The sequence below is a fragment of the Klebsiella sp. BIGb0149 genome (assembly GCF_004362605.1).
GTDB lineage: Bacteria > Pseudomonadota > Gammaproteobacteria > Enterobacterales > Enterobacteriaceae > Klebsiella > Klebsiella terrigena.
Genome location: NZ_SNYG01000001.1, coordinates 503,382 through 516,781 on the forward strand (window position 1 = coordinate 503,382; position 13,400 = coordinate 516,781).

14 protein-coding genes are annotated in these 13,400 nt (G+C 59.1%); 11 read left to right on the forward strand and 3 right to left on the reverse strand.

Going from position 1 to position 13,400, the window contains the following annotated elements; all coding sequences use genetic code 11:
* Positions 1 to 35: 35 nt before the first annotated feature.
* Entirely contained in the window at positions 36 to 1,478 is a 1,443-nt protein-coding gene (gene phrB / locus EDF75_RS02410; protein WP_133596849.1) for a deoxyribodipyrimidine photo-lyase, read from the forward strand.
* On the opposite strand, the gene dtpD is transcribed toward phrB, so the two are convergent.
* A complete protein-coding gene (gene dtpD / locus EDF75_RS02415; protein WP_133596851.1) occupies positions 1,450 to 2,928 on the reverse strand; it encodes a dipeptide permease DtpD in 1,479 nt (492 codons plus the stop codon). The two genes, phrB and dtpD, sit on opposite strands and share 29 nt — an antisense overlap.
* Before the next feature lie 270 nt (positions 2,929 to 3,198).
* On the opposite strand from dtpD, the gene EDF75_RS02420 reads away from it, so the two are divergent.
* From EDF75_RS02420 to nei, 6 genes are read left to right on the forward strand one after another with little or no spacing between them, the layout of a single operon-like run.
* On the forward strand, positions 3,199 to 3,942 hold the full coding sequence (locus EDF75_RS02420) for a type 2 GTP cyclohydrolase I (protein WP_133596853.1): 744 nt from the start codon (positions 3,199 to 3,201) through the stop codon (positions 3,940 to 3,942).
* A 13-nt stretch (positions 3,943 to 3,955) separates the two neighbouring features.
* A complete protein-coding gene (gene pxpB / locus EDF75_RS02425; RefSeq protein WP_045854492.1) occupies positions 3,956 to 4,612 on the forward strand; it encodes a 5-oxoprolinase subunit PxpB in 657 nt (218 codons plus the stop codon).
* The gene (gene pxpC / locus EDF75_RS02430) at positions 4,606 to 5,538 is read left to right on the forward strand and encodes a 5-oxoprolinase subunit PxpC (RefSeq protein WP_133596855.1); all 933 of its coding nucleotides are present in this window, start codon (positions 4,606 to 4,608) and stop codon (positions 5,536 to 5,538) included. The genes pxpB and pxpC overlap by 7 nt, the downstream gene beginning before the upstream one ends.
* On the forward strand, positions 5,528 to 6,274 hold the full coding sequence (gene pxpA / locus EDF75_RS02435; RefSeq protein WP_133596856.1) for a 5-oxoprolinase subunit PxpA: 747 nt from the start codon (positions 5,528 to 5,530) through the stop codon (positions 6,272 to 6,274). The genes pxpC and pxpA overlap by 11 nt, the downstream gene beginning before the upstream one ends.
* A gap of 53 nt (positions 6,275 to 6,327) precedes the next feature.
* Positions 6,328 to 6,972 carry a pyroglutamyl-peptidase I gene (gene pcp / locus EDF75_RS02440; RefSeq protein ID WP_133596858.1) on the forward strand — a complete coding sequence of 215 codons (645 nt, stop codon included), beginning with the start codon at positions 6,328 to 6,330 and terminating at the stop codon, positions 6,970 to 6,972.
* 15 nt (positions 6,973 to 6,987) lie between these two features.
* Positions 6,988 to 7,779 (forward strand): endonuclease VIII, encoded by a 792-nt coding sequence (nei, locus tag EDF75_RS02445; RefSeq protein WP_133596860.1) that lies wholly within the window; start codon positions 6,988 to 6,990, stop codon positions 7,777 to 7,779.
* Between the two features lie 118 nt (positions 7,780 to 7,897).
* On the opposite strand, the gene gltA is transcribed toward nei, so the two are convergent.
* Together gltA and EDF75_RS27530 are read right to left on the reverse strand one after the other, a co-directional pair.
* Positions 7,898 to 9,181 (reverse strand): citrate synthase, encoded by a 1,284-nt coding sequence (gene gltA / locus EDF75_RS02450; RefSeq protein WP_041144630.1) that lies wholly within the window; start codon positions 9,179 to 9,181, stop codon positions 7,898 to 7,900.
* A gap of 180 nt (positions 9,182 to 9,361) precedes the next feature.
* Entirely contained in the window at positions 9,362 to 9,493 is a 132-nt protein-coding gene (locus EDF75_RS27530; protein ID WP_421672170.1) for a hypothetical protein, read from the reverse strand.
* Positions 9,494 to 9,817: 324 nt separating this feature from the next.
* Between EDF75_RS27530 and sdhC the strand changes: the two genes are divergently transcribed.
* From sdhC to sdhB, 4 genes are read left to right on the forward strand one after another with little or no spacing between them, the layout of a single operon-like run.
* On the forward strand, positions 9,818 to 10,222 hold the full coding sequence (gene sdhC / locus EDF75_RS02460) for a succinate dehydrogenase cytochrome b556 subunit (protein WP_045854497.1): 405 nt from the start codon (positions 9,818 to 9,820) through the stop codon (positions 10,220 to 10,222).
* Positions 10,216 to 10,563, forward strand: a complete 348-nt coding sequence (gene sdhD, locus EDF75_RS02465) for a succinate dehydrogenase membrane anchor subunit (RefSeq protein WP_041144632.1) — start codon at positions 10,216 to 10,218, stop codon at positions 10,561 to 10,563. Before sdhC ends, sdhD begins: the two co-directional genes overlap by 7 nt.
* The gene (sdhA, locus tag EDF75_RS02470) at positions 10,563 to 12,329 is read left to right on the forward strand and encodes a succinate dehydrogenase flavoprotein subunit (protein WP_133596862.1); all 1,767 of its coding nucleotides are present in this window, start codon (positions 10,563 to 10,565) and stop codon (positions 12,327 to 12,329) included. Before sdhD ends, sdhA begins: the two co-directional genes overlap by 1 nt.
* 15 nt (positions 12,330 to 12,344) lie before the next feature.
* The gene (gene sdhB / locus EDF75_RS02475) at positions 12,345 to 13,061 is read left to right on the forward strand and encodes a succinate dehydrogenase iron-sulfur subunit SdhB (RefSeq protein ID WP_133596864.1); all 717 of its coding nucleotides are present in this window, start codon (positions 12,345 to 12,347) and stop codon (positions 13,059 to 13,061) included.
* The last annotated feature ends 339 nt before the right edge of the window (positions 13,062 to 13,400 follow it).

Here is a 13,400-nt window from a genome sequence, read left to right on the forward strand (position 1 = left end):
CGAGACGTTATTTAGAGCATAAGAGCAGGAGTTTTATGGCCACCCATCTGGTCTGGTTTCGCGCGGATCTGCGCATTCACGATAATCTGGCGCTGGCTGCGGCCTGCCGCGATCCCGACGCCAGGGTTCTGGCGCTGTTTATCGCCACGCCCGAACAGTGGCGTCAGCACGGGATGGCGCCGCGTCAGGCGGCGTTTATCGTCAGCCATCTGCGCAGCCTGCAGGCCGCGCTGGCCGAGCGCGGTATCGCCCTGCAGGTGGCGCAGGCGACAGATTTCTCCGCCAGCGTCGACCTGCTGGCCCGCTTCTGCGAGGAGCAGCAGGTCAGCCACCTGTTTTACAACTACCAGTATGAAATTAACGAGCGCCAGCGCGACGCGGCTGCGGAGAAAACGCTGAGCCGCGCGGTGTGCCAGGGGTTTGACGATAGTCTGCTGCTGCCGCCCGGCAGCGTGCTGACCGGCAGTCGTGAAATGTATAAGGTGTTCACGCCCTTCAAAAACGCCTTCATCCGCCGCCTGCGCGAGACGCTGCCGGAGTGCGTGGCGGCGCCGAAGGTGCGTAAAAGCGGGCCATTGACGCCCGCCGCCCTGCCGGAGATTGACTACCCCCAGACGGCGTTCGATCCGCTGCTGTTTGCCGCCGACGAAAAAGCGGCCATCGCTGGCCTGCGCGCCTTTTGCCAGCATAAGGCCGCCGGTTATGACCAGCAGCGCGACTTCCCGGCGCTGGAGGGCACCAGCCGGCTTTCGCCGTGCCTGGCGATTGGCGCGCTCTCGCCGCGCCAGTGCCTGCATCGTCTGCTGGCGGAGCTGCCCGGCGCGCTGGATGGCGAGGGCGGGTCGGTGTGGCTCAACGAGCTTATCTGGCGCGAGTTTTATCGCCACCTGATGGTTTACTACCCGGGGCTGTGCAAGGGGCGGCCGTTTATCGCCTGGACCGACAGGGTGGCGTGGCGCGACGATGCGCCGGGGCTGCAGGCGTGGCAGGAGGGGCGCACCGGCTTTCCGATTGTCGATGCCGCGATGCGTCAGCTCACCGCGACGGGCTGGATGCACAACCGCCTGCGGATGATTGTCGCCAGCTTTCTGGTGAAGGATCTGCGCGTCGACTGGCGCGCCGGCGAGCGCTATTTCATCAGCCAGCTGATCGACGGCGATTTAGCCGCCAATAACGGCGGCTGGCAGTGGGCGGCGTCTACCGGCACCGATGCGGCGCCCTATTTCCGCATCTTCAACCCCACGACTCAGGGCGAGAAGTTTGATAAAGCGGGAGGGTTTATTCGCCAATGGCTGCCGGAGCTGGCAGCGGTGCCGGAAAAGGCCCTGCACCAGCCGTGGGTCTGGGCCGATAAGCAGGGTGTAACCCTGGCGTACCCGCGCCCGCTGGTCGATCACAAGCAGGCGCGGCTGGAGACGCTGGCCGCCTGGGAAGCCGCCAGCAAAGGCGCTACTCCAGCGCCAGGCGGCGGGTCCTGACCCGCAGGGAGTGATAGAGCCAGATTGCCAGCACCAGGCCGACGCAGGCCAGCGAGCCCCAGGTAATCTGGCTGAACACGTCGACGTAGGCCTCAATCGCGTAGTGTGCCGCCCCGGCCGAATCGAACGAAGCCTGCGACGTCTGATCGGCGATAACCCCCGCCAGATAGTTGGCGATGGCACCGGAGAGCAGCATGTAGATGCCGGTCAGCACGCCGGTGACGCCGGGTATTTCAATCCGCGTAATCTGCGACATCGCCACCGGATCGATAAACAGCTCGGCAAAGCCCATGACCGCCAGCCCCAGCACCATCAGCGGCATTGAGGAGTGGCCGTAGGTTGCCGACCAGAGGGCGCTTAGCGTCAGGATACAAAAGCCGGCGCTCATCAGGCCAAGGCCCAGCGCAAATTTGCCCCAGATGCGCACGGTGCGGTTGCCGCTGATATTCTCTTTGACCAGCCACGCCAGCACCATTCCGCAGAGCATCACCGCAAAGGCGTTCACCGACTGGAACATTGCGGTCGGGACTTCGTAGCTCATCACGTGGCGGTTAACGAAGCGGTCGATGTACAGGCTAATGGAGCTGCCGCCCTGCTGGGCAAAGGCCCAGAACAGCAGGCTGAAGCCGGTCAGGATAATAATCAGCCGCAGATCCCGGCGCTGTTTGGCGGTTTCCGCCCGCAGATAGATCCTTGCCAGCACCGCCAGGCCAATGACGGTGGCGACAATCAGCGCATAGACCGACCACTCCTGCCAGAACAGCACCGTAATCAGCAGCGGCGTAGCCACCAGCAGCACCAGCAGCCAGCCCCAGTTCGGCAGCAGAAAGCGGCGGGAGCGCAGCGCCTCGCGATTGACGCCGGAGGTGTGGCGGAAATGACGGCTGCCGCAGAGGAAAATCACCAGCCCGGCGATCATGCCGATGGCCGCCAGCGCGAAGCCCATCGCCCAGCTGTACTCTTCCTGCACGTATCCGCAGGCGATAGGCGCGATAATCGAGCCGATGTTGCCCGCGGCGTACATCAGCGAGAAGCCGCCGTCGCGGCGCGGATCGGTCGGCTCGTATAGCTCGCCGAGCAGGCAGCTGACGTTGGACTTAAACAGCCCGTAGCCGCAAACGATAATGGCCAGCGACAGGTAGAGGAAGGCGGGGGCGATTTCGCTGGCGCCGAGCACCAGGTGGCCAACGGCCATCAGCAGCGCGCCGATCATCACCGCCATGCGGTTGCCTAACAGCTTATCAGCCAGAAAACCGCCGAGGATCGGCGTAACGTAAACCAGGGAACAGTAGGCGCTGAAGAGGGCGTAGGCGTGGTTATCATCATACTTAAGCTGATTGGTGAGGTACAAAATCAGCAGCGCCCGCATACCGTAAAAACTGAAATATTCCCAGATTTGCAGCGCGACGACGTAGTAGATAGCGCGCGGCTGCGATGATTGTGTGTTCATGTAACGCTCAGTTCCTGCCGTAAAACGAAAGTCGATCTTCCTGCATGAATGGCTATTTAGTAGTGAGATTCATGGTCTAAAAGGCTTTCTGATTATTTAATATGCTGTAATAGTGCATAAATATACACGAATGCGCGAAGGGGAGGGTAGACAAATTGCGGCTTTAAGCTAAAAGTCAAAATAGAGCGCGCTGCGAGCGTGCTATCGACGGTCAGCGAGGTTATCGTTATGTTATCTTCGCAGATAACCTGACGACCTGATGGAGCGGCAATGAAAAATAGCGAACTGGAACAACTCATTAACGAAAAGCTCAATAGTGCGGCCTTCAGCGACTATGCGCCGAACGGCCTGCAGGTGGAAGGACGCGAGACGGTGCAAAGAATCGTTACCGGCGTAACCGCCAGCCAGGCGCTGCTGGATGAGGCCGTGCGCCTGCAGGCGGATGCGGTAATTGTCCATCATGGCTATTTCTGGAAGGGCGAGGCGCCGGCTATCCGCGGCATCAAGCGCCAGCGCCTGAAAACCCTGCTGGCCAACGATATCAACCTCTACGGCTGGCACCTGCCGCTGGATGCTCACCCTGAACTGGGCAATAACGCGCAGCTGGCCCAGCTGCTGGGTATCACCATTATGGGGGAAATTGAGCCCCTGGTGCCGTGGGGCGAACTGTCGATGCCGGTCTCCGGCCTCGAGCTGGCCTCGTGGGTTGAAGCGCGTCTGGGACGTAAACCGCTGTGGTGCGGCGATACCGGGCCGGAAAAAGTCTCCCGGGTGGCGTGGTGCACCGGCGGCGGTCAGGGCTTTATCGACAGCGCGGCGCGCTTTGGCGTCGATGCTTTTATTACTGGCGAAGTGTCGGAGCAAACCATCCACTCTGCGCGCGAGCAGTCGCTGCATTTTTATGCCGCCGGGCACCATGCCACCGAGCGCGGCGGTATTCGCGCCCTCAGCGAATGGCTGACGGAAAATACCGATCTGGACGTCACGTTTATTGATATCCCCAACCCGGCCTAAGGGAGAGAGAAAAGTGCAGCGAGCGCGTTGTTATCTGCTAGGCGAAACGGCGGTAGTGCTGGAGCTCGAGCCCCCGGTGACGCTGGAAAGCCAAAAGCGCATCTGGCGCCTGGCCCAGCGGTTGGCGGACCATGAAGATGCGGTGGATGTGATACCGGGGATGAACAATATCACCGTGGTGCTGCGCCATCCGCAGCTCATGGCGTGGGATGCGATTGAACGTTTACAGCGCTGGTGGGAAGAGAGTGAAGCCCTTGAGCCTGAGTCGCGGGAGATTGCGATCCCGGTCATCTACGGCGGAGAAGCGGGCCCCGACCTCGGCGAGGTGGCGCGCCACTGCGGGCTGACGGAGAAGCAGGTGGTCGAGCTGCACTCGTCGGTGGAGTACGTGGTGTGGTTCCTCGGCTTCCAGCCGGGCTTCCCCTATCTCGGCGGCCTGCCGGAGCAGCTGGCAATGCCGCGCCGCGCGGAGCCGCGCCTGCAGGTTGCTGCGGGGTCAGTCGGCATTGGCGGCGCGCAGACCGGCGTCTATCCGCTGGCAACGCCGGGCGGCTGGCAGCTGCTGGGGCGCACGCCGCTGGCGCTATTTGATGCGCAGCGTAAAGAGCCGGCGCTGCTGCGCTCTGGCGACCGGGTGCGCTTTGTGCCGCAAAAGGAGGGCCTATGTTGAAGATGATCCGCGCCGGAATGTACACCTCGGTGCAGGACGGCGGACGGGAAGGTCAGCGTCGGTCGGCCATCAGCCGCTGCGGCGCGCTGGATAAGCCGTCGCTGACGATCGCTAACCTGCTGGTGGGGAATGACGCCAATGCGGCCGCCCTGGAGATCACCCTTGGGCAGGTGGATATTGAGTTTGAACGCGACTGCTGGTTTGCGCTGACCGGCGCCGCCTGTGAGGCGACGGTGGACGGCAGGCCGGTATGGGTCGGCTGGCGGACGGCGGCGAAAGCCGGCCAGCATCTGGTGCTAAAAAACCCTCAGTACGGTATCCGCAGCTATCTGGCGGTGGCGGGGGGCATCGACGTACCGGTGGTGCTGGGATCGCGCAGTACGGACCTGAAGGTCGGCATTGGCGGGCTGGAAGGGCGACGTCTGCAGGACGGCGATCGGCTGAAACTGGGCAAAGCGTCCCGTGAGTTCAGCGGGCCGCAGGGTGTCAGGCAGCTGCCGATCGGCAACCGCATTCGCGCGCTGCCGGGGCCGGAATATCATGAGTTCGACAGCGCCTCGCAGGCCTCCTTCTGGCGCTCGCCGTGGCAGCTGAGCGCGCAGAGCAACCGAATGGGCTACCGCCTGCAGGGACAGCCGCTCGTACGCACCACCGATCGCGAAATGCTCTCTCACGGCCTGCTGCCCGGCGTGGTGCAGGTGCCGCATAGCGGTCAGCCGATTGTGCTGATGAACGATGCGCAAACCACCGGCGGCTATCCGCGGATTGCGAGCATCATTGAGGCGGATATGTACCAGCTGGCGCAAATTCCTTTGGGTCAGCCCATTCACTTTGTTCCCTGCTCGCTGGAGGAGGCGCTGAAAGCGCGCGCCGACCGCCAGCGCTACCTGGACCAGCTGGCGTGGAGGCTTAACGATGATAATTGATCTTAATGCCGATCTTGGCGAAGGCTGTGCCAACGACAGCGCTCTTTTGCAGCTGGTCTCTTCCGCCAATATCGCCTGCGGTTTTCACGCCGGCGGTGCGCTGCTGATGCACCAGTGCGTGCGCGAGGCGCTAAAATACGGCGTTGCCGTCGGGGCGCACCCCAGCTTCCCGGACCGGGAAAACTTCGGCCGCACCGCGATGCAGCTGCCGCCGGAGACGGTTTACGTCCAGACGCTATACCAGATTGGCGCCCTGGCGGCGATAGTTCGCGCCGAGGGCGGCGAGCTGCGGCACGTCAAGCCGCACGGCATGCTGTACAACCAGGCGGCAAAAGAGGCTCCGCTGGCGGATGCGATTGCCAGAGCCGTTCGCGATTTTAACCCCGAGCTGGTGCTGGTGGGGCTGGCGGGGAGCGAGCTGATTCGGGCGGGCCAGCATTACCGGCTACCCACCCGCCAGGAGGTGTTTGCCGACCGGGGATACCTGGCCGACGGCAGCCTGGTGCCGCGTTCACAGCCCGGCGCGCTGATTGCCGATGAGGAGCAGGCGCTGGCGCAGACCCTGGAAATGGTGCAGCACCACCGGGTGCGTAGCATCACCGGCGAGTGGGCACACGTTATGGCGGAAACCGTCTGCCTGCACGGCGACGGGGAGCACGCGCTGGAGTTTGCCCGCCGTCTACGGGCGGCGTTTGCCGGACGTCACGTTCAGGTCAGCGCGGCGGTGGAAGACTAGTCAAGTAGTTAGTTACAACATACCATAACGATGCCGGGAGAGGAGAAGGGAGCATGGCTGGCGTATTGATCACCGGTTTCGAACCGTTTGACGGCGAAGCGGTTAACCCTTCGTGGGAAGTGGTAAAGCGACTCGATGGCGCTATCATTGCCGGAGAGCGCGTCGTGGCGCGGCAGCTGCCCTGCGTTTTTAATGAGGCGCTGACGGCGCTTCACGCCGCGCTGGATGAATTCAGGCCCGCGTTAACCCTTGCTATTGGTCAGGCGGGAGGGCGGGCTGATATTACCGTTGAACGCGTGGCGATCAACGTCGACGATGCGCGGATCCCGGATAACAAGGGCCAGCAGCCGATCGATCGGCCGATCGTGGCCGATGGTCCGGCCGCCTGGTTTAGCAGCCTGCCGATCAAAGCGATCGTCGCCGCGCTGCGCCAGCAGGGCATTCCCGCTTCGGTATCACAGACGGCGGGGACCTTCGTGTGTAATCACGTTATGTACGGTCTGCTGCACAAGCTGCAGGGTCAGGCGGGCGTAAAAGGCGGTTTTATCCATATTCCGTATCTGCCGGAGCAGGCTGCGGCCCATCCCGGCGAGGCGAGTATGGCGCTGGAAACGATACGAGCGGCGCTGGAAACGGCGATTGCCGTATCCTTGACTCACGACGACGATCTCAGCGTTACCGGCGGCGCGACGCACTAACAGAAGGACGATATTATGCCGGAAGGTCCGGAAATCCGCCGCGCGGCGGATAGCCTGGAATTGGCGATTAAAGGCAAACCTCTGACCGAGGTCTGGTTTGCCTTCCCGCAGCTGCAGCCCTGGCAGTCTGAGCTGGTGGGCCAGCAGGTGACGCACATTGAGACGCGCGGTAAAGCGCTGTTGACGCATTTCTCCGGCGGGCTGACGCTGTACAGCCACAATCAGCTGTACGGAGTGTGGCGTGTGGTCGCGGCAGGAGAGCAGCCGTCGACCAACCGCATTCTGCGCGTCAGGCTGCAGACGGCGGAGAAGGCGGTGCTGCTCTACAGCGCTTCGGATATTGAAATATTGACCCCGGCGCAGCTGGCGGTACACCCTTTCTTACTCCGGGTGGGCCCCGACGTGCTGGATATGACCCTGACGCCTGAAGAGGTAAAGGCCCGTCTGCTGTCGGCAAAATTCCGCCAGCGTCAGTTTTCCGGCCTGCTGCTGGACCAGGCATTCCTCGCCGGGCTGGGCAACTATCTGCGCGTTGAGATCCTCTGGCAGGTGGGATTGACCGGGCGGCACAAGGCCTCGGCGCTGACGGACAGCCAGCTCGATGCCCTGGCGCAGGCGCTGCTGGCGATCCCGCGTCTCTCCTACACTACCCGCGGCCAGGTGGATGAAAATCGGCACCACGGGGCGCTGTTTCGCTTTAAGGTTTTCCACCGCGACGGCGAGCCCTGCGAACGCTGCGGCACGCTTATCGAGAGAACCATGCTCTCCTCCAGGCCGTTCTACTGGTGCCCCGGCTGCCAGCATTAAAGCGCGCGCCCTGTACGCGAATCCTGCGGGAAAAGGGGCGGAGTGTGCGGGCTTATCGACGACAGCAGCCATAAAAAAACGCGCCCTGAAGGCGCGTTTTTTGTTGCCGAAATCTGGCTTAGTGCTTGATGTCGCACTTGAAATCACGCTTGTCGTAGCCGGTGTACAGCTGACGCGGACGGGCAATTTTCATGCCGTCGCTGTGCATTTCGTTCCAGTGGGCAATCCAGCCTACGGTACGTGCCATCGCGAAGATAACGGTAAACATGGAGGACGGAATACCCATCGCTTTCAGGATGATACCGGAGTAGAAATCGACGTTCGGATAGAGTTTCTTCTCGATGAAGTACGGGTCGTTGAGCGCAATGTGCTCAAGCTCCATCGCCACTTCCAGCAGATCGTCTTTGGTGCCCAGCTCTTTCAGCACTTCATGGCAGGTTTCACGCATGACGGTGGCGCGCGGGTCGTAGTTTTTGTACACGCGGTGGCCAAAGCCCATCAGGCGGAAAGAGTCATTTTTATCTTTCGCGCGACGAACGAATTCCGGAATGTGCTCAACGGAGCTGATCTCTTCCAGCATCTTCAGCGCCGCTTCGTTCGCGCCGCCGTGCGCCGGTCCCCACAGGGAGGCGATGCCCGCAGCGATACAGGCGAACGGGTTCGCGCCTGAGGAGCCTGCGGTACGGACGGTTGAGGTTGAAGCGTTCTGCTCGTGGTCAGCGTGCAGGATCAGAATACGGTCCATGGCGCGTTCCAGTACCGGATTAACCTCGTAGGTTTCACACGGCGTGGAGAACATCATATTCAGGAAGTTACCCGCGTAGGAGAGGTCGTTGCGCGGATAAACAAAAGGCTGGCCGATTGAATATTTGTAACACATCGCTGCCATTGTCGGCATTTTGGACAGCAGGCGGAACGCCGCGATATCACGGTGGCGTGGATTATTCACGTCCAGGGAGTCGTGATAGAACGCAGCCAGCGCGCCGGTAATACCGCACATCACCGCCATCGGGTGCGAGTCGCGACGAAACGCGTGGAACAGACGGGTAATCTGCTCGTGGATCATGGTGTGGCGGGTAACGGTGGTTTTGAACTCTTCGTACTGGGCCTGATTCGGCTTTTCGCCGTTCAGCAGGATGTAGCAGACTTCAAGGTAGTTGGACTCGGTCGCTAACTGATCGATCGGGAAACCACGGTGGAGCAGAATACCTTCATCACCGTCGATAAAGGTGATTTTAGATTCACACGATGCGGTTGAAGTGAAACCAGGGTCAAAGGTAAATACGCCTTTTGAACCAAGACTACGAATATCAATAACATCCTGGCCTAGCGTGCCTTTTAGCACATCCAGTTCGATAGCAGTATCACCACCTAGGGTGATTTTTGCTTTTGCATCAGACATTTATGGTCTCCTTAGCGCCTTTATTGCTTAAGACTGCCGGGGGGGATTTGCCTTCGGCTCGTGCCTGATTACGTTACCAGTTTGTTATGTTGCACACAGCTCTGCGACAGCGGAATTGGCAGGGTACAGAGCAAAGGCGCTTGATGGAACGTTTTCAGTTTACGACGAAATAACAGCAAATCAGCGTTTTAGCAGCCCGAATTTAAAAATCGTTATACCACTAATAACCGTCCTGATTACATTGGTCAATACCGTCACACTGTTGCATAACTTATTCTCAGGTGAAAGAGTGACCCCATAACTTTTGAGCATTATTGCATTTATCTGGTAATGGTTGTAACAAGAATGTTTAATATTTGTCAAATCAGGTGATTAAATTTTAAAATAATGTTGTTATCGTGACTTTGATCACTGTTCGGGACAAAACCCGACAAACTATATGTAGGTTAATTGTAATGATTTTGTGAACGGCCTATACTGCCGCCAGGTCTCCGGAACACCCTGCAATCCCGAGCCACCCAGCGTTGTTTGGTCACGTTTTCGCTCCTGAAAAGGAGTTTATTCATGACTACAGGTTATAGAAAGGACGCTGTCTGACCCGCAAGCAGACCGGAGGAAGGAAACAATAAGAACAGCATGTGGGCGTTATTCATGGTAAGAAATGTGAAAAAACAAAGACCTGTCAATCTGGATCTGCAAACGATCCGGTTCCCAATCACGGCGATAGCGTCCATTCTCCATCGCGTATCCGGTGTGATCACCTTCGTGGCGGTCGGGATTCTGCTTTGGCTGCTGGGCACCAGCCTTTCCTCTCCTGAAGGTTTCCTCACTGCGGCATCCATTATGGATAGCTTCTTCGTGAAATTCATTATGTGGGGCATTCTGACCGCATTGGCTTATCACGCCGTGGTCGGTATCCGCCACCTGATGATGGACTTTGGCTACCTGGAAGAAACCCTCGAAGTAGGGACACGCTCCGCCAAGATTTCTTTTGTTATTACTGTCGTGCTTTCACTTCTCGCAGGAGTCCTCGTATGGTAAGCAACGCCTCAGCACTGGGACGCAACGGCGTACATGACTTCATTCTGGTTCGTGCCACCGCTATCGTTCTGACCCTCTACATCATCTATATGGTCGGCTTTTTTGCCACCACGGGTGAAATCTCATGGGAAGTCTGGACGGGTTTTTTCTCCTCCGCGTTCACTAAAGTCTTCACCCTGTTGGCCCTCGTCTCCATCCTGATCCACGCCTGGATCGGTATGTGGCAGGTACTGACAGACTACGTTAAACCACTGGCTGTGCGCCTGGTTCTGCAACTGCTTATCGTTGTTGCGCTGGTGGCTTACGTTCTTTATGGATTTGTTGTGGTGTGGGGTGTGTAATGAAATTGCCTGTCAGAGAATTTGATGCTGTTGTGATTGGTGCCGGTGGCGCAGGTATGCGCGCGGCGCTGCAGATTTCCCAGAGCGGCCAGTCCTGTGCGCTGCTCTCCAAAGTGTTCCCTACTCGTTCCCATACCGTTTCCGCGCAGGGTGGCATCACCGTTGCGCTCGGTAATACCCATGAAGATAACTGGGAATGGCACATGTACGACACCGTTAAAGGGTCGGACTACATTGGCGATCAGGACGCCATCGAATATATGTGCAAAACCGGTCCGGAAGCGATTCTCGAACTGGATCATATGGGCCTGCCGTTCTCGCGTCTCGAAGATGGCACCATTTATCAACGTCCGTTTGGCGGCCAGTCGAAAAACTTCGGCGGCGAGCAGGCGGCACGTACCGCGGCGGCAGCTGACCGTACCGGCCACGCCCTGCTGCATACGCTGTATCAGCAAAACCTGAAAAACCACACCACTATCTTCTCCGAATGGTACGCGCTGGATCTGGTGAAAAACGCCGACGGTGCCATCGTTGGCTGTACCGCGCTGTGTATCGAAACCGGTGAAGTGGTGTACTTCAAGGCCCGCGCAACCGTGCTGGCTACCGGTGGTGCAGGTCGTATTTATCAATCCACCACTAACGCCCACATCAATACCGGTGACGGCGTTGGGATGGCGATCCGCGCCGGCGTGCCGGTGCAGGATATGGAAATGTGGCAGTTCCACCCAACCGGTATCGCCGGGGCAGGGGTTCTGGTCACCGAAGGCTGCCGCGGTGAAGGCGGCTATCTGCTGAATAAACACGGCGAGCGCTTCATGGAGCGCTATGCGCCGAATGCGAAAGACCTGGCGGGTCGTGACGTGGTGGCGCGTTCCATCATGATCGAAATCCGCGAAGGTCGCGGCTGCGACGGTCCGTGGGGCCCGCACGCCAAGCTCAAGCTTGACCACCTGGGTAAAGAGGTTCTCGAATCCCGCCTGCCGGGTATCCTCGAACTGTCCCGCACCTTTGCGCACGTTGACCCGGTGAAAGAGCCGATTCCGGTTATCCCAACCTGCCACTACATGATGGGCGGTATTCCGACCCGCGTAAGCGGCCAGGCGCTGACCGTTAATGAGCAGGGCGAAGATGTGGTTATTCCTGGGCTGTTCGCCGTCGGTGAAATCGCCTGCGTATCGGTCCACGGCGCTAACCGCCTGGGCGGCAACTCGCTGCTTGACCTGGTGGTGTTCGGCCGCGCGGTCGGCGTGCATCTGCAGGAATCTATCGCCGAACAGGGCGATCTGCGCGACGCTACGGAAGAAGAGATCGACGCTTCCCTGGCGCGCCTCAACCGCTGGAACGGCAACCGTAACGGTGAAGACCCGGCCGAGATCCGCAAAGCGCTGCAGGAATGTATGCAGCACAACTTCTCGGTGTTTCGCGAAGGTGATGCGATGGCAAAAGGGCTTGAGCAGCTGAAGGCGATCCGCGAGCGTCTGAAAAATGCGCGTCTGGACGATACCTCCAGCGAGTTCAACACCCAGCGCGTCGAGTGCCTGGAGCTGGATAACCTGATGGAAACTGCTTACGCCACCGCGGTGTCGGCAAACTTCCGTACCGAAAGCCGTGGCGCGCATAGCCGCTTCGACTTCCCGGAACGTGACGATGAAAACTGGCTGTGCCATTCCCTGTACCTGCCAGAGTCGGAAGCGATGACGCGTCGTAGCGTCAACATGCAACCGAAACTGCGCCCGGCATTCCCGCCGAAGATTCGTACTTATTAATGCGGAGACAGGAAAATGAAACTCGAGTTTTCAATTTATCGTTATAACCCGGACGTTGACGATGCTCCGCATATGCAGGATTACACCCTGGAAGCGGAAGAAGGTCGCGACATGATGCTGCTTGATGCGCTGATGCAGCTGAAGGAAAAAGACCCGTCGCTCTCATTTCGTCGTTCCTGCCGTGAAGGGGTCTGTGGCTCCGACGGTCTGAACATGAATGGTAAAAACGGTCTGGCGTGCATCACGCCGATCTCCGCGCTGAATCAGCCGGGCAAGAAAATTGTTATCCGTCCGCTGCCAGGTTTACCGGTTATCCGCGATTTGGTTGTAGACATGGGGCAATTCTATGCACAATATGAGAAGATTAAGCCTTACTTGTTGAATAATGGGCAAAATCCTCCGGCTCGTGAGCATCTGCAGTCGCCGGCACAGCGTGAGAAACTCGACGGGCTGTACGAGTGTATTCTGTGCGCATGTTGTTCAACGTCCTGCCCGTCGTTCTGGTGGAATCCGGACAAATTTGTCGGCCCGGCGGGCTTACTGGCGGCGTATCGCTTCCTGATCGACAGCCGCGATACCGAAACCGACAGCCGCCTGGAAGGGTTAAGCGATGCTTTCAGCGTATTCCGCTGTCATAGCATTATGAACTGCGTCAGTGTTTGTCCTAAGGGATTGAACCCGACGCGCGCCATCGGCCATATTAAGTCGATGCTGCTGCAGCGCAGTGCGTAAGTAACCCGGTCTGTCCCGGATGGCGCTATCGCTTATCCGGGCTATCCGAAGCAGTAGCCCCGGCAGCGTTTGTGCCGCCGGGAAATGAATACCCTAAATAATTCGAGTTACAGGAAGGCGGCGACGCCGCGAATCCCCAGGAGCTTACTCAAGTAAGTGACTGGGGTGAGTGAGGAAAGCCAACGCACATGTAACTTGAAGTATGAAGGGGATGGCAGGAAATCTTTAAAAACCGCCAAATATGTACCAGTAATCAAGGCGTTCAGAGCGAGGTAAGGCGGCAACTGAACGCATCCCCGGGAGCATAGTGAACTATGTGACCGGGGTAAGTGAAGGCAG